The organism is Chryseobacterium aahli (assembly GCF_022699665.1).
In the GTDB taxonomy this organism is placed as follows: Bacteria; Bacteroidota; Bacteroidia; order Flavobacteriales; family Weeksellaceae; genus Chryseobacterium; species Chryseobacterium aahli.
Map to the genome: position 1 here is coordinate 61,516 of NZ_JALDNB010000010.1, position 22,981 is coordinate 84,496.

Below are 22,981 nucleotides of genomic sequence, written 5' to 3' on the forward strand. Positions count from 1 at the left end.
GGTGGAATGAATAAACATTAAAAATACAATCATAATAATTATAAACAATAGTGAATTTACAAATCGCTCAAAAAAATCTATTACTTATCTTATTTCTTTGTTTTTCAGAATATATATATTCTCAAACAAAAGAGGAGGTCGATATTAAAATTGTCAGTTCCAGAAAATTGACGGCACCGGAAAATAAAGATGAATATCTTCAGCTAATGGATGAAATCGTTAGTGAATCATCAAAGATCAGTTATGCATATGGAAATGCTTATGGTTATTATGGCAAGTCTAAAATTGCCTTCAATAGCAGGGATTTCAGTAAAAGTACACAGTTCGCCAAATTAGCTGAAAAAGAAGACATCGATAATGAACATTTGCTTTTAAAGATTAAGATCTACCAAATACTTGGTTTAAATAACAATATGATTGGGTACGATAATGATGCCATCAAATATTATAAGAAGATGATCTTATCTGCAAAGAACCTTAAAGATGAAAGACAATCTATTTACCACGAAAACATAGCATACAACGATATGGCATCATTGTACGGACTGAAAAAAAGGAATATGGATTCAGCATCGTACTACATGAAAAAAGTTTATACAAACTTAAGTTCTTACAGTAATAGAGATGTCAGTATGAATGTGCTACTGGGAAAGGCTTCTGTTGCGCTAGCATCTTACTATGATTTGATAGGAAAGAAGGATTCATCAGACTTTTATTTGAATAAGTCCAGATCTCAGGTACCGACTCATATCCCGGAAGACAGTAAGAACCCAAATGTTCCGAGACAACTATCGTCTATCTATCTTTTGCAGGGAAAACTTAATGAAGCAGAGAAATCTAATGATATCCTTTTAAAAAAAGCAGAAAAATCGGAATCTGCTGAACTTCTTAAAGAGGGCTATAAAAGAAAATACCTCATCTCTGAAAAAAAAGGAAATTTGAAAACTGCCAACAATTACCTGAAAAAGTATACAAAGGTCAGTGACAGTCTCAATTCTTTGGATGATATGAACGTTAAAAAGGCTTATAATAATATCATCAAAGAGAAAGATCAGCAGATCATTAGTAAAGCTGAGCATTCTAGATTTCTGATAATGATTATTGCATTTATAGTGATTATAATATTGCTTCTGGGATATTACGCCAAAAAGCGTTCTGACGAAAAGCGTTTGATCTTGAACAAAAAACAATCTGAAATTTCAGAACTTGAGGGTAAAATCAATCTAGCTTTTGATGAGGTGGTTCTTTTGGCAAAAAATAATGATCCAACTTTCTTATCTCGGTTTCTCGAAGTTTATCCTGAGTTCGGCCAGAAAATAATAAACATCTATCCAGGTATTCAAAATTCTGAATTAGAATTCTGTGCTTATATACGCTTAAACTTTTCTACAAAAGATATCGCAAATTTCATTTTCGTCACTCCGAAAACAATACAAATGAGAAAATATAGATTAAGGAAAAAACTTAATATTCCTTCTGAAGATGACATCTATATTTGGATCAATAATTTGTAGATTTTATTCTTCTTTTATAATGGAATTAGTAACAAAAAGCTATCTTCAAGTATGTAGAAAATATAAAGAAGGATATTTTTTACTTAAAACACTCACATTAGTAAATTACTTCTATGTCCGAAGAGAAACAGCTGTTATCAAACAAAAGCTTTTTTCGAAATATTAAAAAAGCAAAAAATATAAAATCATCAAAATAAATAAAAATGAAAATCGCCTATATTGGTTATGAATTAAAGGAAAAATACTCAACAGGTATAAGTAATGACGAAGATAGTGAGCTATTATTTTTCTTACAGGAAAAAGGATTAGAAATTGATTTTGTAGTCTGGAATGACAATACAATCAATTGGAAAAATTATGATATTGTTCTCATTAAATCACCTTGGGATTATCACGAAAATATTTCACTATTTTACGCTTGGTTAGACAAAATACAATCTATTGGATTAAAAATGCTTAATCCAATAGATATTATTAAATGGAACAGCAACAAACATTATTTGGATGAAGTTTCTAAAACAGGTTTGCCTGTTATTCCTTCAATTTATTTAAAAAAAGGAACACAATTACTAACAGATCAGTCGCTTTTCAGACAATTAAATACAGACAAAATCGTGATAAAGCCTTGCGTAAGTGCAAGTGCTAAAAACACGATTGTTCTTGATGCAGAAAATATTTTAAAACAATCTCATACCATCAATCAGCTTTTATTAGAAGAAGAATATATGGTTCAGCCATTTATCAAAGAAATTTCAAAAGGCGAATGGTCTTTTATCTTTTTTAACGGCATGTATAGCCACTGTGCGCTTAAAGTTCCAAAGCAAGGAGATTTCCGTGTTCAACACCATCATGGAGGAAGTATTCTTTATCCTGAGCCAAAATCGGAACATATCCTGCAGGCACAAAAATATGTAAAGAAATTTGCAAGCGGTACATTGTATGCGCGTGTAGATGTGGTTATAATAGATGATGTATTATTCTTGATGGAGCTGGAGTTAATAGAACCTTATCTGTTTTTTAATTCTCAAAAGGAAAGACTGGAGCAATATCATCAAGCACTTATGAATTTAACTTCTTAACTTAAATACTTTTGCTAAAACTAAAGCATGAATAAAATACCATTTTCAAAAATTATTGCCGGAACCATGACATGGGGTGTCTGGGGGAAAAACTGCAACACCAATCAAATGGTTGAATTGATAAATTGCTGTTTAGAAAACAACATTACCACTTTTGACCATGCAGATATTTACGGTGACTACACTACCGAAAATACTTTTGGAAAGGCATTTAATGAAAGTAAAATCGACAGAGAAAAAATACAAATGATTTCGAAGTGTGGCATTCAGATGCAATCTGACAATAGAAATAATTCAATAAAACACTATGATTATTCTACATCTTACATCATTTGGTCTGTAGAACAGACATTGCGGAACTTACAGACCGATTATATAGACTTACTTCTTTTGCATAGGCCAAGTCCGTTAATGAAACCGGATGAAATTGCAGAGGCGGTTGAAAAACTTAAACAGGATGGAAAAATTATTGATTTTGGAGTGTCAAATTTTACCCCATTACAAACTGATTTAATTCAAACCAAAACTAAAATTAGTTATAATCAAATTGAATTTTCCGTCACGCATCTTGAAGCAATGCTTAATGGTAGTTTAGATTATATGCAAACACATAAAATCACACCGATGTGTTGGTCTCCTTTGGGAACTGTTTTTAAAAAAGATAACGAACAGGCGAATCGTGTAAAAAGAATTGCTACAAGTTTTTCAATAAAATATGATGTTCCGGTTGATGTCATACTTCTTGCATGGATTTTAAAGCATCCGGCAGGAATTTTACCTGTTTGCGGTACAGCAGACCCTTCAAGAATTATCAATTTGATAAAAGCAACAACTGTTGACATGGAGTTGCAAGACTGGTTTGCACTCTGGACAGAAAGTGCTGGCGTACCAGTTCCTTGATTTTTAATATAAATATCAATTTTTTTAGTTTTTGTCACATGTTCTCATTACAATAGCTTGACCAAAATATGCTCAAGCTATTGTAAAAAAGATATTGAGAATATTATCATAATTATAAATTTGATGATTCTTTTTTTACAGATAAGGCTTTCAAAATAGGGTTATACAGACATGGTGAATACCTCAACAATTACAAGTCTTAAAATTAATTATCATGCTGTAAATTGCTATACTAATCCAACTATAAACATTCGAATCTTTCTGTAAATATCATTTTAGACAATAATCTTTACAACGCTGTAATTTGGGTGAAAATTCTATTTACAATTACTAGTTTATTCGTGCAATTTATACGATTAGATAAAATAAATGAGATATCATTTTTGGTTAATAGTTTCCGATGTGTAATTTAATGCTTTGATTATTAATTGGTTGTTGTTTTTGAGTATCTGTGTAGTGTGTGTTTTTTTGGTCTGAAGAATAAGAATTTACTAGTTTGGCAGTAATATTTTTATTTAAAAAAACACTTTTGTTTTATCACTACTTTAAAATAATTCCTGCCATGAATGTTGTCTTAAAAAAGATGACATACTTGTTATTATTTGTTGGTATTTATCTTTCAGCTAAAAACAATGATTCAAATAAAATTCTTACTGAAAATAATCAGCATGGACAGGTTGTAATTTATGAAAACACTTCAGTTTACAATGTAGAAGCATTTGAAAATGCTAACATAATTTCATTGAATCAGGACAGTATCGAAAAAGTTGGTGCTGTTCCAGAAATTTTTATTTCTGAAGGAACGATTATTTATATTTCGAAGGTTCCTGGAATTAATTCTGAAAGACATGATCTAAAAGATCAATCAAAAAAAATTGTTAGCGCAAAAGACAAAAATTTAACAAAAAGAATTAAGGGCTGCCAGAATAATAATTCTTTAGCGTATAAAAATCCACCAAGAAATTCAAGGAAATTTTCTCATCATGAAAATAAAGATGTTGTTTTTTCAGAAAACCGGGGATCATCTTTTTCAAAAGCAACCATCAATTATAAAATTAATGATTTCAAAATCGATTTAGATAGTGAGATTTACAAAATAATCTATCAAGATCCTGTACTTTTCAGTTGTTTTTCTTGTGGTAGATATTCTATAAGACCACCAAATTCTCTTATCATATAACACTCATAAAATTAGTCATATTGCAAATTATTATTTGTTTGCATCTTGAAAAATTTCATCAATAATTTTTAAACGAAAATTTGAAAATGATTTGTCATGTATCTATGTCTTCGAATGGAGAAATGCCTCTGTTTCTAACTAATTTAATATAAAATTAAAGCAAAAAAATTTTAACGAAAAAAATAATCTTAAAAATTTTAACTTCAAATGGTGAAAAAAAGATGACTATTATTTGCTGATTTTTAATCACAATTAGTCTCGACATTTTACTAAAAAGATTCAGATGATAAATTTATTAATGTCAATTAATGAATCTCTCCATAATCTTAAAGATTCTCTACAAATAGAATTCTTTCACAATACTAAGTTGGTAAATGATCAGCTGACTTTACAATTAAATTTTAAACAAATGATAAAACTTAAACAATTTTTAGCAATAGTATTGGCCGTAATATCGGGCTGTATATATGCGCAACTTCCGGCTCCTGCTTATGTAGGGTCTGCAAAATTTTCAGCAAAGGGAAGCGGAGCTACGGGAAATCCTACAATTAATTTTACCCTCCCTAACGGAATAACCAATAAAAATAGAATAATGGTCATCACCATGAGTGGTGAAAGATATAACCCAAGCGGAACTAATCTTTTTACGAATAATGGTGCAAACGATATTTATGACGCAATTAGTTATTGGAACACAGTAGTTAATGGAATTGCAGCAACTGCTGTGGGTGGTTATCACCAAAATCTAAATTCCTCTACAAATTCCACGACTATACTTCAAGTTTGGAATGGGATGGCATATACTTATAAAATACCAGATAATACGACAGGTACTGTATCCATAACATTTCCAAACCTTGGAACACCACAAACCGCAAATGATGAAATCTCATTTATTATTTCAGTGTATGAAAATGTGAAAAGTCTTCAATATATATTTGCACCTTTTGATATTGGTGCTTCTTCTTCGGTATCAGCCTTGACTGCGCCACTAGGAAGGACAACAGCTGAAATTATGTATATGGTGCACGGGGGTATTACTCAACAAACCAACTTATCTCTTTCTACAGGCTGGACGGTTGATCAGACAAATAGGATTGATAATGTAACTACAAATGCTGCTTCTGTTGCGCCAAATGAGCATGATGGTATAGCGCATATTGTAGGACATAGAAATGCTATTGTTGGCAATCCTACCGTAACTATTTCCAGATCAGGTACTGGAAATGTTGTCAATGGTCTTGGCGTGTTTAATGCTTTAATGCCATTTGCTTCACCAGGTATTTCAGGCAACGTTTATAGAGATACTACAGGTTCATCTACCATAGAAGGTACAGCCACCAATGCAGGGGGAACTTATGTAAATGTAATCAACAGTACTAATAATTTAGTGTATTCAGCAGCGGTAAATATTACTACAGGAGCATTTACCATCCCAACCGGATTTGTGATGGAAGGAGATACGTATCGATTAGAGCTTAGTAAAAATACGGCTTTTATTGGGAGTGCTGCTCCTCTAAAAGAGTTACCTGCAAATTGGCTGACAGTTGGCGAAAGCGCAACAGGGACTTCTCCTTTTACAAGCGATGGAGCAAATAATGGTACTATAAATCTTACAATCGGTACGACGAATGTTACAGGATTACGTTATGGTATTAACAGTTGTACTGCAGGGAGTTCCTCACCAGCTATTAATGCTACTACACAATATTCAAATGTCCTATTCTCTTATACTATTCCTTGTGGAAGTTTAACGGCAAATTTAACGACGCTTACAGCATCCAATACTCCTCCGGGAAATACCATCACTTGGCATACCGGTGCTGCAGCTACTGATGCAAACAAAGTAACAGCTACTGCAATTTCAGGAACAGTAAAATTGTATGCAGCTTTTTATGATTCGACAGGACCTTGCTATTCGCCAACCAGAGAAGTAACGGTCAATGCTCCTATTTGTGCAGTAAATGATGATTATTCATCAACTCCGATTATCGCAGGAGTTGGTGGAACATTACCTTCTATATTTAACAACGATACTTATAATGGAAATAATATAGCACTTTTACCACCCAATTCTGTTCAGTTTTTATATGAGTTGTGGACGCCGTCTAATGCAATAGTAGATCTTGCAGGTAACGGATCAGTTACAATTCCTGCAACAGTTCCTCCGGGAACCTATACTTATATTTATAAAATTTGTGATAAAGATCCTGATGCTATTACAGGTGCATCTTGTAGTACTGCAAGCGTAACTTTTGTAGTTGCAGTAGATTCTGATGGGGATGGGGTTGCTGATACTTCAGATTTAGATGACGATAATGATGGGATTTTAGATACTTTAGAGATGTATTGTGATCAAACTACTCCTCCGAATGGAGTATTTCCGGCTACAAATTCACCGGCTACTGCTCCGGCTTTTACCAATCAGTTGCTCTTTTTTGACTGGTCTGGTGTTACGTTGAGTAATGCTTCTCCTTCAGCTACAAGGTCAGTGGTCTTTAATGGCATTACCTACACAGCAACTGTGTCCGGATATAATTCTACGGCGAACAGTACCATGATAGCTAACGATATCTTAACATGGAACGGACCGAGCCAGATGATTGGGAGATATTATAATGTCAACGGCACAAATTTTAAAGAGGTCTTTTTTACTCCTTCAAATGTTACATCTACAAATAATTTCAATTTTAAGATAACTGCAACTAAGGGTTCTGTGATTTACCCTGTTGATATCGTAGTATTTGATTCTGAGACTTCAAATAATTTTCTTTCCACAGAAAAGGTCAAATATGTTACTTCCGGATCTAATTTTAGCTTGCTTGAGAAGACAGGAACGGGATCAATACCCGGTAATATTACTGGTGAAGGAACCAATACGCTTACTTATTTACTCACCGAGAATACCAATGTTAATGCACTATATGTAACATCGGGTTATGATTTTACAATAAATGCCAGTGTTGAGATGACTAATCTATCGCAACAAGCTATTGGCTTTGCTGTAAGGGTATTTTGTGATAATGATAATGATGGTGTCCCTAGTTACTTAGATTTAGATAGTGACGGAGATGGTTGTTCAGATGCAATAGAAGGAGAATCTGCATTTACGGCTTCGAATTTAGTAAATTCTGGAATGCCTGGAGGGAATTCTGGAGGAAGTTATACAGGAACTTCAACTACGCCAGTCACTCAAAATTTAGGTAATACCGTAGGCAGTACTGCCACAACTATTGGAGTTCCTACCATTGCAGGTGCGGGACAAACGATCGGAGATTCTCAAAATGGAGCTGTAAGTTCGCAGTGTTCTTCAACTTGTTACAAGCCGGGCATATTAGATACAGCCAATACATATCCGACCAAACACGGTATCACAGCTCTAGGAAGAGCTGGGGCTGAAAGCGAAAACTGGCCAATGGTAAGACAAAGCGCTTGGACTGTCCTAGAAGCTAAGACGAAAGGATTTGTCCTCAATAGGGTTAAATTCAATGCGAGTAATTTACCTGTCGCAGCAGATGGAACAACACTGGTAATTACAAGCCCAATAGAAGGAATGATGGTATATGATACCACCAACAACTGTCTGAAGGTTTATACTTCTAACGATGGTGGGACAACTTACGCCTGGCATTGTATGGCTACCCAAACTTGTCCTCAATAAGTGATTAATCTTAGTAAAACTTTGTCAAAGATCAAAACTTTGACAAAGCTGTTATAAAATACTAACTTTTATAAATCAAAAAAAATGAAAAAAATATTCATATCAACCGTTTTATTTATCTCCGCCAATGTTTTTTCACAAGTAGCGATTGGGAAAAGTATGGTTACAAATAACTCTGTTTCATTAGAATTTGGAACAGGAAACAAAGGTCTCGTTTTACCCTGGACGAATGCAGCAAGTAATTCTGCACCTTTCATTACAGGATATACAGGATCTGAAATTATTGTAGATGGAACTCTTATATTCGACAGTTCCGATAAGAAGGTCAAATACAAGAAATCAGGATCCTGGGTTGATATTTCTGTGGATACAAACGGAGCAGTAGATATAACATTACAAACTAGTAAAACAGATCTTCCCGGCGCAAAAGTGGCGATAGGGACAAGTTCAGCAACAGATACCACACCCGGTATATTGGTTTTGACTGACATTGACAAGGCAATGATTTTACCGAAAGTAGCACTGCCTCATCTGAATATAAAAAATCCCACAACAGGAATGATTGCTTACGATACCACTAACAGACAATTAGCTGTATATAATGGCACGAATTGGACATTTTGGAAGCCTTAATGATAATTGTTTAATTTTTTGATAACGCACATCTAACATAATGAAATGTCTGAAAAGTCAGATGATGTACTAGAGATAGACAAAAATCTTAAAATAATTTAAAAGTAATCCGCAATATTAGTGCAATAGAGCGAAATATTCTTAAAATATTCGCTAATGAAATTTTCAGTAATAAAACTAAAGAGATAGCAGGTCATCAAGTATACTATTTTTTTTAATGCTAACAGGTTTTGTTATTTAATTGGATAAAAATTTCTAGAAACTATGAAGAGTAATAATAGTAATAAAAAAGATCTGTTTTCTGAGAAACAAGATGATATTGATAGGTTAGAAAATGAAATCGATTCTTCATTTGAAGCAATTGTTAGCCTAGCAAAGGCGAATTCTCCTAATTTTTTAGCGCGTTTTCAAGATGTTTATCCTCATTTCTGTAATAAAATTACTGAAATTTATCCTGAAATTAATAATACTGAGCTCATATTTTGCGCTTATCTCCGTCTCAATTTTTCTTCCAAAGAAATTGCAAACTATACTTTTGTTACACCAAAAACAATACAGATGAAGAAATATAGATTGAGGAAAAAATTGAGTATTCCCTCTGATCAGGATATTAATATTTGGATGTATAAACTTTAGATTTTTGTAACAAAAATGTAAATGGTATATAATCTGTAATCTCACCCTTCTTAAGAACACTCAAAAGTAGAGTTTTTTGTTAAAAATATGATTGGTTAATGTATTATGAATTCTAGGATAAATTTATTTGAACATTAAAAAGTATTAATCTGATTTATTCTGATTCAAATAACAAAATGGCGCCACTTGTCTTCAAGTGGCGCCGTTTGGCTGTTAGTGACCTCGACAGGATTCAAACCTGTAACCTTCTGAGCCGTAATCAGATGCGCTATTCAGTTGCGCCACGAGGCCTTGTTTAAAGGTTTGCAAATATAAGACTTTTTTAGTTTCTTTGAAAGATGAAACTGAAATTTTTATTTATTATTGCGTTTTTATCGGTAATCTCCTGTAAACAAGAGACAAAAATATCATCATCAGATGTTGTTTCTTTATCTTCAAAACTGAATTTTAGAGAAGATCAGGGAAATCTGCACTTAGAATCAGGAAAATTTAAATATAATTTTAAAAATAATCAGCTTCCGTTTAAAAAAGTTATTCTTCTGAACTCAAGTCTACTAGGGTTTATTTCTGAGATTGGAGCGGAAAACACGGTGATTGGGGTTTCTAGCCCTGAATATATTTATTCTCAAAAAATTAATGATTTAATTGTTCAAGGGAAAATTCAAAACGTCGGAAACGAACAAAAGTATGATGTTGAAAAAATCATTTCTCTAAAGCCTGATGCGATTTTCACCAACTATATTGCAAGTTTCGATAATACCTATCAACTCCTGAAAAACAACGGAATTCAGGTTATATTCTTAGATGAATATATGGAACAGAAACCATTGGAGAAAACTGCTTACCTTAAACTTTTCGGGAAACTATTTGGAAAAGAAGAATTAGCAGAAAAAAAATATTCAGAGATTGAGAAAAATTATAACGAATTAAAAAAGTTAGCTTTAACGTCAAAATCACAACCGAAAGTTTTAGCAAACGAAATGTATGGTGATATTTGGTATTTACCAGGCGGAAAAACGTTTACCGCAAATTATATTGCTGATGCTAATGCTGATTATATTCTTAAAGAAAATACTGAAGAAAAAGCGGTAACTATGAGCTTTGAAGAGGTCTATGCAAAATCAAAGCAAACTCAATACTGGGTAAATGTAGGCAATCATCTTTCAAAACAAGAGTTATTAAATATCAATCCTTTTTACGGTAAACTTGAAGTTTTTAATAAGGGGAAAATTTATGGCGTGAATGCAAAAGAAAAGCAAAAAGCCAATGATTTTTTTGAAACCGGAGTAGTGCGCTCTGATCTTATTCTGAAAGATTATATAAAGATCTTACACCCAGAGCTTTTGCCCGATTATCAGCTGACTTACATGAAAGAATTACAATAGGTCTCAGGAATTTTATATTTTTGCAGTAGTTTTTTAGCTTATGTGGAAGAAAATAAAACAATTCATTTTCATCGTTCTTATTCTGAACGTAGTATTTATCATCTGGGGGAGGTTTTTTAATCCACCCATCACTATTACACAAATTGGTGGACTTTTCGAGTATGGAAAGCTGAATCGTGATTACATTTCTTACGACGAAATGGGAAGTAATGTGAAAAAAGCCGTAATCGCATCAGAAGATCAGAAGTTTTTTAACCATAATGGTTTCGATTATACAGCGATTGAAAAGGCTATGAAAAACAATGAAAAAGGCAAAAAAATTCGTGGCGGAAGTACAATTTCTCAACAAACAGCAAAAAATGTTTTTCTTTGGCAAGGCAGAAGCTGGATCAGAAAAGGCTTGGAGGCAATGTATACTTTCATCATCGAAAAAGTTTGGTCTAAAGATATTATTTTGGAAAGATATCTGAATTCTATTGAAATGGGGCAGGGTGTTTTCGGGGTTGAGGCGGCTGCACAATATTATTTCGGAAAATCTTCAAAGGATCTTTCCGCTTCAGATGCAGCTTGGATTGCAGCAGTTTTGCCAAACCCGAAAAAATATGATCCGAAAAACCCTTCGGCGTATTTGAGAAAGAAACATAACTGGATCTTGAGACAAATGAGAAATGTAAGTTTGAAATAGTATCTTTGTACTAATGAAATTTCTCAGTTCAAGTACAAAAAATTTTGAATCTGTTCTTAAAAAATATTTTTCTTTTAAGAATGAAACCCTTTCTCTGGAGCCTTTTGCAGAGTTTCTTGAGAGCATAAAGAAAGCCGATTTTACCGACGTTCTCAATTATTTTAAGGCAAATCCTGCTATAACTGATCATTTCAAATACTATATCAGCAACATTTTCGAAGGCAGACCTTTCAATTTATCCTTAACTGAGGCTAATATTTTATCTGAAAATGCCTTTTTTCCTGAATTAAAAAAACGAATTCTTAATAAAGTTTTGCCTCCCGTAGAGAATGAAAAAACGGTTTGGTACATGGTCGACAATATCAGTTTCAGACCCAAAAAAGATCTCGAATACCTCCATAATCTTCCGGAAAATGAGATGGATGAGTTTTTAAGGATTTTAGGAATTTCAGATTTCATTCAAAAACCAAAAGTCAAAAGAGAACTTATTTTCTCGATGAATATTCTCTCTTGGCGTGTTACCGGGATGGCATTGGATGTTGAGGTCGTGAGAATGGCTCCCGAATACAGGAATTTTGACAACCCATTTTTAGCATTACAAAAAGAACTTGAAACGTTGGCTGAAGAGTTTAAAATCAATCCTGACATCCAACTAACTTCTAAAGACAGCAGATACAAACAGATTAAAATTTACACGGAACAATGCCTTGATTTTGTCAATATCGCATTTAAAAATTCATCGAAGTACGGAATTTCGGGGAAAATTAATCAGGCTCTTTTAAAAATTCGTCAGCAGACCCAAAGAATTTATGAGATTGTACAATTGTTGGTGATTGATAATGACGCAGATGTTATTATTAAATCTAAACAATTGATGTTTAATGTCTTGAGTTATAAATCTCATAAAAATAACATCTCTGAACTTTTCAACGACAGCACGAGAATGATTTCTCATCTCATTACAAATCATACTGCCGAAACGGGAAGTCATTACATTACATCCAACCGCAAGCAATACATGAAAATGTTCTACAAAGCGAGTGGTGGAGGGATCATAGTTGGGGCGTTGTGTGTTTTAAAAATGTTATACGGTTTCATGCCGGGAAGCGACTTTTTCCATGCATTTTTGTACTCATTAAATTACGCAATGGGATTTGTGATGATTTACCTGATGGGTTTTACATTAGCAACAAAACAACCAGCAATGACCGCTGCAACGATGACTAAAGTTCTTTCTGAACAGGGAAATTCGAAAAGAAATAATACCGAATTTGCTGATTTGGTTTCCAAATTATTCAGAAGCCAATTTATTGCATTTGTCGGGAACGTTTTATTGGCTTTTCCGGTTGCGATGGCAATTATTTATGGATTAGATGTGTTTTTCTCTCAAAATCTGGCGGTTGAAAAATCAGAAAAATTATTGAAAGATTTAGATCCATTTAATTCTAAAGCCATTCTCCATGCGAGTATTGCAGGTTTTTATCTTTTCATTTCAGGGATTATTTCCGGGAATATTGGGAATAATTCAATCTTTTTTCAAATTCCGGATAGAATTGCAAAAAACCAGTCGATTAAAAGAGTTTTTGGGGCAAAATTTGCTAAAAGCCTTTCAAAATATTATGCGAAAAATTGGGCAGGAATTGTTTCCAATTTCTGGTTCGGTGTCTTCCTTGGAGCTACGGCGCCTATCGGTTTGTTTTTCGGATTAGATCTCGATATCCGCCACATTACTTTTGCTGCAGGAAATTTTGCATTAGGTTTGTATGGGAAAGATTTTAGTGTAGATTCTTACACGTTTTGGTTGGCGTTGCTTACGGTTTTTATCATTGGATTCTTCAACTTTTTGGTGAGTTTCAGTTTGTCTATGTTTTTGGCATTTAGATCACGAAAGTTGAATTTTGGTGAGGTTAGTGAGATTTATAAAGAGATTTTTAAATATTTCTTGAAAAACCCATTGAAGTTCTTCATACCGTTGCGTTCTACTTTTGATCATAAAACGTCTAATATGATGCAAAATACAATTCCTACAAAATCTGAAGATCAGTAAATTTCTCTTCCCCAAATTTATCCTGAAACTTTTTGAGGTAAAAGCTTTTTCTCATTTTAAAATCATTTTTCAAGAGCGGAGAATCAATTTTAATAATGATTATTTTATCTTCAATATTTACGCTTTCAATTTCATTAAATAAACTTTCATAAAGATATTCTTCAAGAAAATCTTTAATCTCAAAAGCCACTAATTTATCTTCAAAACCATAGATTCTTGCAAAAGATTTCACCAATTCAGAGGATTGAAATTCGCGTTTTTTATTTCTTTTCATTACCTTACTCTGTATATTGAGTTTTTATGCCCAATTTATTAAAAAAACTTTCCAACATACCATAAATACTTTGACAGCGCATATTTTCTTCAAATAATTTTTTAGGTTGTGACTCAAATCCATCACACTGAAAACATATCTCAAATTGAGCAAAAATTTTATCATTTTCATCATAGAAAAGAACTGCATTTCTAGGAAAATAACATCCACTTGAACTTATTAATCCACTTGAATACTTGTCACATTCATTGAATATTATATTTGAAAGCTTTTGAATTTCTATCAAGTTTAAACTTTTTTGTTGCTGAATCCCATTTAAGTTTTCTGCATATAAAATATCAGATAATTTAGCAGGAATTTTTCTGTTGTAATAATTTTTAATTGCTATTGAATCATCAGGATGAGGGGGTGTGTAAATAGGTTCTTTCTTAAAATCTAAATTGTAGGAAATAAGTTTAACTTTTGAAGTTTTATTGAAAGGAAAATTTTTAATGCGATTATTAAAAGTTTCAGGTTTAAAACCTTTATTGATATTATTATATGAAATTCCTGGTGGAGGTTGTATTTTTTTCTTCTGACTAAAAGAAAAAGAAAAAATAAAACAAAATATTGTAGCTAAAAAATTGTTCATCACAGTTCAAATATTATACTTTCTTCATTGATTTTCTTAACCACATTTTCCGTACGTTCTCTATGCGTATCTGTAATAAAAATCTGCCCGAAATTTTCCTGATTAACCAATTTTATCAACTGAGCAACACGAGTGTCATCAAGTTTATCAAAAATATCATCCAATAAGAGAATTGGTGTTTTTCCGGTAAGTTCTTTTATCAGACTCATTTGAGCTAATTTTAATGAAATTAAAAACGATTTCTGCTGTCCCTGCGAACCGATTTTTTTAATAAGAATAGCATCCATTTCAAAAAGCAAATCATCTTTGTGAATTCCTTTCGAAGTATAGGTAAGCATTCTGTCGCGTTCCAAACTATCTTTTAATAAATTTTCAAATGATTCTTCCAATAAATGGGATTCATAAATAACTGAAACAGTTTCTTTTCCACCGGAGATAATCTGATAAAAATTCTGAACGATTGGATTGAGTTTAGCGACGAATTCTTGTCTTTTTTCAAAAATTTTTGTTCCGGATTTTGTAATCGGATCGTCATAAATTTCCAATGAATCTTTATCCCAAGTTCTGTTTTTTGCAAAATATTTGAGCAAAGCGTTTCTCTGCTGTATGGTTTTTTGGTATTGAATTAAATCAAAAAGATATCCCGAATCAGTCTGAGAAATCATAGAATCCAAAAACTTCCTGCGACTTTCCCCGGAATCTGAAATCAGATTTGAATCGTAGGGAGAGATCATGACACTAGGTAAATAACCAATGTGATCTGCCATTCGATCGTAGCTTTTGTCATTTTTTTTAATGACTTTTTTCGCTTCTTTTGGTTGGGAGATTTTGATGATATCTTCGCTGTCATCGTTTTGAATTTCAGCATCAATCGTAAAAAAATCTTCGTCTTTTTTAATGTTGTTGGTATCAGTATTTCCCAAGAAGCTTTTTCCTACAGAAAGGTAGTGTAGAGCATCGAGAATATTGGTTTTTCCGGCACCGTTATTTCCCACAAAACAGTTGATTTGTGGTGAAAACTCAAACTTTTTTTCAGAATGGTTTTTAAAATTGTAAAGGGTGAGTTTGTTGATGATCATTTATAAAGTGAAATGTTCTGGATTTTGCCTAACGTCCCAAATTCTTAAAATTAGAATTTTATCTTGTTTTATAGAATAGTGAATGTAATAGTTTTCTACTAAAATGGCTCTTATATTATCTATATTCGTAATGATTCCTGAGCTAGGGTTTTCTGAAATTTGTTTAAGTTTTTCTTCAATCAGAACGTTTAATTTCTTACTGTATATATTTGATTTATTTCTCAAAATCCAAAACTCAAGAATTTCCTTTTTATCTGATACAGCTTTAGACGACCAAATTATTTCAGCCATTCTTCAGTCATTTTTCTGACTTCTTCATCATAGTGGAAATTTCCATTTTCAATATCTTTTTCAGCTTCTTCAAGCATTTGTATTTGATGTTGAGTGAAATGAATTTTTGACTGATATATTGCTACGTCTTCATTCACAAGATTTTGCTTTGTGAGTTGTTGAAATTCTGAAAGGTTTTCTTCTATTTTTATAAGAATTCTAATGTCATCAACTCCAATTATTTTCTGAATCAGTTTTAATTTAAGTTCATTCATATCATCCATCGCTCAAAATTTTAAGTAAAGATAAATAATCCAAAACAAAAATGGTAATCCAGAGCAAGATTCTACCCAAAAAGAATAATAGGAATCTCTGTTAGAATTCTCAGAAAAATAGATGAGAATAAAAGTAAAGATTGAGTTCAGGAAAAAGCTAATGGAAAATTGTGTTTTGAGATAAAAGACAGATGAAACTGCTGAAACGAAAACCAATATGTAAGCTAAATATTTAGTGTTCTGAACTCCAATTAATTTCGGAAAGGTCCGAACGGTATCGCTTTTCATATCCCGGATATCAAAAGGTAAAACAAGCGCTGTTACAAAAAAGAAACTGATGAAAAATATAGGTACATTAAATTCAGGTAAAGTAAGCCATGAATTAACCAATGCCCAAACCAAGCCTACATAAAATACTTTCAGTAAAGGAATCTTGCGGATATAGGTTTCCAGAAAAAAACTATTGTAAAGTAATCCTAAAACTACAATGATACACCATTTTACCAGACGTATTTCGTTATGATTAAAGATGATTAAAGCGGCAGAAATAATTCCTGTAATAACATTCAGCAAGAAAATTTTGTAAAAATATTTTGTGTTTTGATACTTTGTATAAAGATATCCGCTGAAATACGTGATAAATATCAAAAGCACACAAGGAAAACGGAATGTATTTTGCTCAAACATGAAAAATACTGCGAAAAAAGTTCCCATTAAAGAGACAAAAATTTGACTGTCGATAACAGTTTTTTTCAGTACTTTTAAGCAATTCATTTAGTAAAAATAACACTTATGCAAAGATATTCAAAGATTTTGTTCCTATTCCTTTTGTTGTTGAGTTTTTCATTGGTTTTTTCGCAAAACTATTATGATCAGCAATGGAAAAAAGTACAAGAAAGTACGGGTAAAGGAAATTTTAAATCTACTCTGCCTACTATTTTAGACATACAAAATCACGCCATGAAAGAAAATAATGCTCTGCAATTAATCCGTTCTTTGAAAGCGGAATTTAGTATTGTGAATCAGACTTCAGATGATGATAAAAATGATTCGGCTTCAAAATTTTTTGTAAAACTTCAAAATGCAGAAAAGAACCTGAAAGGGGATGATCTTTTGGTGTATAAAGTTTTGTTATCCGGTTTTATGTTCGATTATTATAATGAGCATTCTTGGCAGATTAACGGAAGAACGAACATGAATTCTCAGGATGTTTCGCAAATTGAAACATGGAGTAAGCTTGATTTTAAAAACTATTTAAGCAAAAATCTTAAAGAGCTTGACCAACAAAGCCAACCAATGAAAAAAGTGTCTTTTGCAAAGTATAAAGATGCTTTTACTAATACGAATGATATTGCATATTTCCCGACTTTGCTGGATTGGTACTCGTTAAAAAAAGTGAGTTTTTTATCGGATAATGGATTGTTCACAAAGAATGAACTGACCGAAAACAGAAATACAATCAATACAATTTTTGATGAACTAATCGCTCAGAATTCAGGAAATGCAAAGTTGTACTTTATGCATCAGAAGTTATCTGAGAATTGCCAGTTTACTCAATGTAAAGATAAATTAGAGCAACTTCAAAATTTAGTTAAATCTAATATTGATGGCGATTACAAAGTTCTTGTGATGGAAGAAATCATGAATGAACTGATCATTAAAAATAAACAAAAAGAAGCTTTAGCAATTGGAAATCAGGCGAAAACACAATATCCGAAATCTCCTTTCATTGAAAATATTAAAAATAAAGAAAATCAGATTGTTAATCCTTTTTTAAGTATAAAATATGAACAGCAAACCCAGCCGGATAAACCTATTCATTTGGTTGCGGAGTTTAAAAATGTCAAAGAATTTTCAGTGAATATTTATGAAGTGAAAGATAATTATCAGTCATTCATGCAATATTCAAGAAATCCTTATAACGATGCGTATTCTAAAGTGAAAAAAACGTTGGTGAGAAAAGAAATTTTCCAGTTGAATGATCCTCAAGATTATCAGCTTCACAAAACGTCATTGGAAATTAAACCACTTTCATCAGGGATTTACGTTGCAGAATATCAGGTTTCAGGAGCAAAAAGCGATGATGAAAATAACAATCAGAATTTCTATTTTTTAGTTTCAAATCATAAGATTATCTATCAATCTAAAAATGATAGAAATCAACTTTCTAATGAGTTGAAATTGGTCAATGCTGAAAATGGGAAACCAATTAATAATGAAAATCTGACTTTTCATGAATTTGTACAAAACAAAACTTTAAATAAAATTGCAGGTAAAACTGACGAAAAAGGAGTTTTCAAATTTCCGAATACCACAAGTACAGATTACTACAGAACATTTTTAATTCAGCAACCGAAAACGAATGACTTTCAGATTATGGAAGTGTATGGCAATCGAGGAAATGCTGAAGATTATAATCCCAACAAACAAACGCTTACAAAAGCTCAGATTTTTATAGACAGAGCCATTTACAGACCGGGACAAACCGTTTATTTTAAAGTAATCAATACGAGAATTGAAAAAGAGATAGAATCGGTTGTATCTAATTTAAAGCAAAAAATAACTTTAAAAGACACCAATAATCAGGAGGTTTCATTTCAGGATTTTACTACGAATGAATTTGGTTCTTATCATGGAAGTTTTGTTTTGCCAAAAGGAAAACTGAACGGGAATTTTACCATTTCAACTGATGGGAATTCAAATGGCTATAAATATTTTCAGGTTGAAGAATACAAACGCCCAAAATTTGAAGTGACTTTCGAGCCTGTAAAAGATGAATATAAATACGGACAAACTATCGAGCTGAAAGGAAAGGCAATGATGTTTTCCGGTGTTGCATTGAGCAATACAAACGTTAATTACGAAATCAAAAAACAAAATATCCGTTGGAGATATTTTCCATGGTATCCAAACGATAACGATAATGAGAACTCAATTTTAGGTGAAGCAAAAACCAATGAAAAAGGAGAGTTTACCATAAAATTAAATCTTAAAAAAGATGAAAAATTAGAAGGAATTCAGATTGATAATTACCAGATCAGTGCTTCGGCAACAGACATCAATGGAGAAACACAAACGACAAACACCAATCTGAAAGTTGCCTCAATTTCTCATTATATCAAAGCTGATGAGATTAAAAACATTTTCGCAGATGAAAATGTAAAGTTGAAAGTTGAAACTAAAAACTACAACGAACAAAATCTAAAAAAATCGTATCAGGTAAAACTTTCAAAGCTGGAAACTCCGAACAGGATTTTTAGAGATCAATTCAAATCCGAGATTCAAAATCTTCCGAAGTTTTCAAAAGAAGAATTTATCAGCAAGTTTCCACATGATTTGTATGATAAAAATGACGAAGTTAAGAACTGGAAATCAACAATCGTTTTTGAAAAAACACAACAGTCAGTAACTGACAATGTAAAACAACCAGCTAACCTCGATTTAGGAAAATTAGAAGCTGGAGATTATCAGTTAGAATTGTATAATATCGAAGGTAAAGACACCATAAAATCAACTCAGAATTTCAGTGTTTGGGATAAAAAATCCTTAAAACCGAATCAGAAAACTTTTCTGACTGTTCTAGAACCAAAAGATGAATTTTCAAGGGGAGAGAAAGCAAAAATTTATGTGTATTCTGCAATTCCCGATGCTTTGGTTAATGTTTTTGTACAGGATGGTTCGGGAAAAACAATTTCCGAAGTTCAGAAATTTAAAAATGGAATTTTAGAATATACGGTTGATGTTCCTAAAGAAAAAAGCGTTACGAATTTAAATGTTCAGTTTCAGGTTGTTGCTTTCAATGATGTGCAGACGGAAACGGTTAATTTAAAGATAAAAGATACCGAACAGCCATTGAAAATAGAGACGGTGACGTTTAGAGATAAATTAGAACCGAATTCTAAAGAAAAATGGACGGTGAAAATTTCAGGAAATGACAGAGAAAAAATCTATGCTGAAGTTTTAGCCAATATGTATGACATGTCTTTGGATCAGTTTGCGGTGAATACTTTTGCTTGGCAAAATTTGTACAGACCTTACTCTATAACAAGCTCTTATACAATCCGTGAAAATCTTGAAGAAAAATACTTTCAAAGTAGGATGGAATATTTTGATGGGAAATATGTGGATGTTCCACAGTTTAATTGGTTTGATCGCTATAGTTTTCTAAATTCTTTGCAAGGCGAAGTTGCAGGTCTTTCAGTTCAGGAAGGTGTGAAATCAGCTGCATACTCTCCACCACCCCCTCCACCAACAGGTGGAGCTAGGGCGAACGCAGTGAAAATGAAAGCAGTCGCTGAGGACAAAATTGAAGTAGTTCAAAATGTTGTTCCTGAATCAATGAAAGCTCCAAAAATAGAAACTCCACCGCTTGCAGAAAACGATTTGGATAACATTGGAATCCGTCAAAATCTAAACGAAACCGCCTTCTTCTATCCAGATTTAAAAACCGATTCCGACGGAAACGTCAACTTCGAATTTACTTCTCCGGAAGCTCTTACAAAATGGAAATTGATGTTCTTAGCTCATACAAAAGACGCAAGAGCAGCAACTCTGGAAAAAGAAGTGGTGACGCAGAAAGAATTTTCGGTTGCTCCAAACTATCCGAGATTTTTGAGAGAAGGAGATGAATTAAATTTGCAATCAAAATTATCCAATTTAACCAGCAAAAAGTTAAGCGGTTCTGCACAACTGCAGATTCTTGATGCTTTCACAAACGAAGATATTTCTGAGAAATTTGGGTTGAGTTCGTTGACTGCAGTTTCCGGTTATAATAAAGAACAATCTTTCTCATTAGATGAAAACGAAAATTCAGCGTTAACCTGGAAAGTAAAAGTTCCGAATAACGTTTCATCAATTATTCTGAAAGTCGTTGCAAAAGCAGGACAATATTCTGATGGCGAACAAAAAGCAATCGCTGTTCTTCCAAACAGAATGTTGGTTACAGACGCTTTGCCAATTTTTGTGAAAGAAGGCGAAACAAAAACTTTTGTTTTAGAAAACCTTAAAAATACCAATTCAACGACCTTATCGAATTTATCAAATACTTTGGAGTTGACGACGAACCCGATTTGGGAGATTATGTTTGCGCTTCCAAGTCTTAAAAATGATCAGAATAATTCTGCAGATGTTATTTTCAACAAATGGTTTGCAGATGTTTTGGCTTCTGAAATTTTTAGAGCCAATCCGAAATTGAAAACGGTCTTTGAAGAATATCAGAGCAAAGGATTATTAAATTCAAATCTTGAAAAAAATCAGGAGCTGAAACAGTTATTACTTGATGAAACTCCGTGGGTTTTGGAAAGTAAAAATGAAGAAGAGCAGATAAAGAAACTGGCATTGTTGTTTGATGCCAATACCATGAAAAATTCAATCAACCAGGATTGGGATGATTTCAAAAAACTGCAAAACCCTGATGGTGGTTTTTCTTGGTATCAAGGATATCCTAGTTCTTATGGAACGTCGTTGTATATTCTTAAAAATTTAGGAAAAATCAACGTTTGGTTAAAAGATAATGTGAAAGATTATCAAAGTTCAGAACAAAAAGAATTGGTGGCGAAATTGGTTCAATATGTTGATAATGAAATCAATAAATATAATGATGTCAAGAAAGAAAACGTCATCAACAATTGGACTTTAGACTATCTCGACACCCGAAACTATTGGGAGAAACAATATCCGTTAAAAGAAAAAGGAGCAACCTTAAAATCTTTGGTAAAACAAAAAGCCAAAACAACGAAAATCACTGATTTTACATTTTTCGGATTGCATCGTTTAGCTTTGTTGATGAACGATTATGGCTTGAAAGATGTTTCTGATAAACTATTAAATTATTTAAAAGAAACTTCAGTAGATTCAAAAACACAAGGCATCTACTGGAAACAAAACCTTGATGATTGGGGTTGGTTTAGTTCTAAAGTAGTGAATCATGCAGGAGCTTTGGAAACTTTCAATAAATTGAAACCAAATGATCAGAAATTTATCGAAGACATGAAAATTTGGTTAATCACGCAGAAAGAAGTCAATTCTTGGGGAAGTTCAAGAGGAACTTCGGAAGTGATTTTTACGATTTTAAATTCAGGAAAATCATGGACGTCAGCAGACAGCGACAAAGCAACCATCGTTTGGGGCGGAAAAGAATTAAAACCGGAAACTCAGGCGACAGGTTATGTGAAATCTACTTTGAAAACCGATGTTTTAGATAAAAATTTAGCCATGGTAACCGTTACAAAACCAGGCGCAGGAATTGTTCAGGGCGGATTATTCTGGCAGTATTATGAAGATTTAGATAAAATAAAATCTTCTGAGAATTACATATCCATAACGAAAGAATTGTATAAAAAAATCAAAACCGTCAATGGTGAAGAATTGCAAAAAATATCTCCTGAAACTCCTTTGAAAGTTGGTGATAAAGTAACCGTAAGAATGGTTTTAAATACTGACAGAGCAATGGAATTTATCCATATCAAAGATATGCGAGCTGCAGGATTTGAGCCTGTAGATGTCATTTCAGGTTATCAATGGAAAAATAATTTGGGATATTATCAGTCGACAAAAGATGCGTCTACCAATTTCTATATTCAGTATATGCCGAAAGGAAAATATGTGTTTGAATATGACTTTGTAGCGAACGCATCCGGAAAATTCTCAAACGGAATTACAACCATACAAAACTATTATGCGCCGCAGATGAATGCTCACACAAAAGGTTCCAATGTGGAAATTGTGGAATAA

Annotated in this window: 17 protein-coding genes and 1 tRNA gene; 11 read left to right on the forward strand and 7 right to left on the reverse strand. The window is 32.8% G+C overall.

Going from position 1 to position 22,981, the window contains the following annotated elements; all coding sequences use genetic code 11:
• The first annotated feature begins 50 nt into the window (after positions 1-50).
• The 7 genes from MQX03_RS15495 to MQX03_RS15525 all read left to right on the forward strand — a co-directional run bounded on the left by MQX03_RS15495 (position 51) and on the right by MQX03_RS15525 (position 9,603).
• Positions 51-1,514, forward strand: a complete 1,464-nt coding sequence (locus tag MQX03_RS15495; protein WP_242804133.1) for a helix-turn-helix transcriptional regulator — start codon at positions 51-53, stop codon at positions 1,512-1,514.
• Between the two features lie 203 nt (positions 1,515-1,717).
• Positions 1,718-2,593: an ATP-grasp domain-containing protein gene (locus tag MQX03_RS15500; RefSeq protein WP_242804134.1), complete on the forward strand. Its 876-nt coding sequence runs from the start codon at positions 1,718-1,720 to the stop codon at positions 2,591-2,593.
• Between the two features lie 27 nt (positions 2,594-2,620).
• Positions 2,621-3,493, forward strand: a complete 873-nt coding sequence (locus MQX03_RS15505; RefSeq protein ID WP_242804135.1) for an aldo/keto reductase — start codon at positions 2,621-2,623, stop codon at positions 3,491-3,493.
• Between the two features lie 583 nt (positions 3,494-4,076).
• Positions 4,077-4,673 carry a hypothetical protein gene (locus MQX03_RS15510; RefSeq protein WP_242804136.1) on the forward strand — a complete coding sequence of 199 codons (597 nt, stop codon included), beginning with the start codon at positions 4,077-4,079 and terminating at the stop codon, positions 4,671-4,673.
• 409 nt (positions 4,674-5,082) lie between these two features.
• The gene (locus MQX03_RS15515) at positions 5,083-8,334 is read left to right on the forward strand and encodes a CshA/CshB family fibrillar adhesin-related protein (RefSeq protein ID WP_242804137.1); all 3,252 of its coding nucleotides are present in this window, start codon (positions 5,083-5,085) and stop codon (positions 8,332-8,334) included.
• An 84-nt stretch (positions 8,335-8,418) separates the two neighbouring features.
• On the forward strand, positions 8,419-8,967 hold the full coding sequence (locus MQX03_RS15520) for a hypothetical protein (protein ID WP_242804138.1): 549 nt from the start codon (positions 8,419-8,421) through the stop codon (positions 8,965-8,967).
• Between the two features lie 264 nt (positions 8,968-9,231).
• Positions 9,232-9,603, forward strand: coding sequence for a helix-turn-helix transcriptional regulator (locus MQX03_RS15525; RefSeq protein ID WP_242804140.1), 372 nt, complete (start codon positions 9,232-9,234; stop codon positions 9,601-9,603).
• Positions 9,604-9,820: 217 nt separating this feature from the next.
• Here MQX03_RS15525 and MQX03_RS15530 read toward each other — a convergent pair.
• Positions 9,821-9,894, reverse strand: a tRNA-Arg gene (locus tag MQX03_RS15530).
• 47 nt (positions 9,895-9,941) lie between these two features.
• Between MQX03_RS15530 and MQX03_RS15535 the strand changes: the two genes are divergently transcribed.
• From MQX03_RS15535 to MQX03_RS15545, 3 genes are read left to right on the forward strand one after another with little or no spacing between them, the layout of a single operon-like run.
• A complete protein-coding gene (locus MQX03_RS15535; RefSeq protein ID WP_242804141.1) occupies positions 9,942-10,988 on the forward strand; it encodes an ABC transporter substrate-binding protein in 1,047 nt (348 codons plus the stop codon).
• A gap of 40 nt (positions 10,989-11,028) precedes the next feature.
• The gene (mtgA, locus tag MQX03_RS15540; RefSeq protein ID WP_242804142.1) at positions 11,029-11,673 is read left to right on the forward strand and encodes a monofunctional biosynthetic peptidoglycan transglycosylase; all 645 of its coding nucleotides are present in this window, start codon (positions 11,029-11,031) and stop codon (positions 11,671-11,673) included.
• A 13-nt stretch (positions 11,674-11,686) separates the two neighbouring features.
• Positions 11,687-13,720 (forward strand): site-specific recombinase, encoded by a 2,034-nt coding sequence (locus MQX03_RS15545; RefSeq protein WP_242804143.1) that lies wholly within the window; start codon positions 11,687-11,689, stop codon positions 13,718-13,720.
• On the opposite strand, the gene MQX03_RS15550 is transcribed toward MQX03_RS15545, so the two are convergent.
• Genes MQX03_RS15550 through MQX03_RS15575 form a run of 6 tightly spaced genes read right to left on the reverse strand, consistent with a single transcriptional unit; the run spans position 13,698 to position 16,963 of the window.
• Positions 13,698-13,994, reverse strand: a complete 297-nt coding sequence (locus MQX03_RS15550; RefSeq protein WP_242804144.1) for a hypothetical protein — start codon at positions 13,992-13,994, stop codon at positions 13,698-13,700. The genes MQX03_RS15545 and MQX03_RS15550 overlap by 23 nt on opposite strands.
• Positions 13,995-13,998: 4 nt before the next feature.
• Complete coding sequence (locus MQX03_RS15555; RefSeq protein ID WP_242804145.1) at positions 13,999-14,625, reverse strand: hypothetical protein; 627 nt, start codon at positions 14,623-14,625, stop codon at positions 13,999-14,001.
• The gene (gene recF / locus MQX03_RS15560; protein ID WP_242804146.1) at positions 14,625-15,704 is read right to left on the reverse strand and encodes a DNA replication/repair protein RecF; all 1,080 of its coding nucleotides are present in this window, start codon (positions 15,702-15,704) and stop codon (positions 14,625-14,627) included. The genes MQX03_RS15555 and recF overlap by 1 nt, the downstream gene beginning before the upstream one ends.
• Entirely contained in the window at positions 15,705-15,995 is a 291-nt protein-coding gene (locus tag MQX03_RS15565; protein WP_242804147.1) for a type II toxin-antitoxin system RelE/ParE family toxin, read from the reverse strand.
• Positions 15,983-16,258, reverse strand: a complete 276-nt coding sequence (locus MQX03_RS15570) for a hypothetical protein (RefSeq protein WP_242804148.1) — start codon at positions 16,256-16,258, stop codon at positions 15,983-15,985. Before MQX03_RS15570 ends, MQX03_RS15565 begins: the two co-directional genes overlap by 13 nt.
• A 3-nt stretch (positions 16,259-16,261) precedes the next feature.
• The gene (locus tag MQX03_RS15575; RefSeq protein ID WP_242804149.1) at positions 16,262-16,963 is read right to left on the reverse strand and encodes a UbiA prenyltransferase family protein; all 702 of its coding nucleotides are present in this window, start codon (positions 16,961-16,963) and stop codon (positions 16,262-16,264) included.
• Positions 16,964-17,041: 78 nt separating this feature from the next.
• Here MQX03_RS15575 and MQX03_RS15580 point away from each other — a divergent pair, with 78 nt between their 5' ends.
• Positions 17,042-22,981, forward strand: coding sequence for an alpha-2-macroglobulin family protein (locus MQX03_RS15580; protein ID WP_242804150.1), 5,940 nt, complete (start codon positions 17,042-17,044; stop codon positions 22,979-22,981).

Coding starts and splice junctions, on each gene's coding strand:
- MQX03_RS15500 (WP_242804134.1), top strand. CDS start 1,718: ATGAAAATCGCCTATATTGGTTATGAATTAAAGGAAAAATACTCAACA.
- MQX03_RS15505 (WP_242804135.1), top strand. CDS start 2,621: ATGAATAAAATACCATTTTCAAAAATTATTGCCGGAACCATGACATGG.
- MQX03_RS15510 (WP_242804136.1), top strand. CDS start 4,077: ATGACATACTTGTTATTATTTGTTGGTATTTATCTTTCAGCTAAAAAC.
- MQX03_RS15515 (WP_242804137.1), top strand. CDS start 5,083: ATGATAAAACTTAAACAATTTTTAGCAATAGTATTGGCCGTAATATCG.
- MQX03_RS15520 (WP_242804138.1), top strand. CDS start 8,419: ATGAAAAAAATATTCATATCAACCGTTTTATTTATCTCCGCCAATGTT.
- MQX03_RS15525 (WP_242804140.1), top strand. CDS start 9,232: ATGAAGAGTAATAATAGTAATAAAAAAGATCTGTTTTCTGAGAAACAA.
- MQX03_RS15535 (WP_242804141.1), top strand. CDS start 9,942: ATGAAACTGAAATTTTTATTTATTATTGCGTTTTTATCGGTAATCTCC.
- mtgA (WP_242804142.1), top strand. CDS start 11,029: ATGTGGAAGAAAATAAAACAATTCATTTTCATCGTTCTTATTCTGAAC.
- MQX03_RS15545 (WP_242804143.1), top strand. CDS start 11,687: ATGAAATTTCTCAGTTCAAGTACAAAAAATTTTGAATCTGTTCTTAAA.
- MQX03_RS15550 (WP_242804144.1), bottom strand. CDS start 13,994: ATGAAAAGAAATAAAAAACGCGAATTTCAATCCTCTGAATTGGTGAAA.
- MQX03_RS15555 (WP_242804145.1), bottom strand. CDS start 14,625: ATGAACAATTTTTTAGCTACAATATTTTGTTTTATTTTTTCTTTTTCT.
- recF (WP_242804146.1), bottom strand. CDS start 15,704: ATGATCATCAACAAACTCACCCTTTACAATTTTAAAAACCATTCTGAA.
- MQX03_RS15565 (WP_242804147.1), bottom strand. CDS start 15,995: ATGGCTGAAATAATTTGGTCGTCTAAAGCTGTATCAGATAAAAAGGAA.
- MQX03_RS15570 (WP_242804148.1), bottom strand. CDS start 16,258: ATGGATGATATGAATGAACTTAAATTAAAACTGATTCAGAAAATAATT.
- MQX03_RS15575 (WP_242804149.1), bottom strand. CDS start 16,963: ATGGGAACTTTTTTCGCAGTATTTTTCATGTTTGAGCAAAATACATTC.
- MQX03_RS15580 (WP_242804150.1), top strand. CDS start 17,042: ATGCAAAGATATTCAAAGATTTTGTTCCTATTCCTTTTGTTGTTGAGT.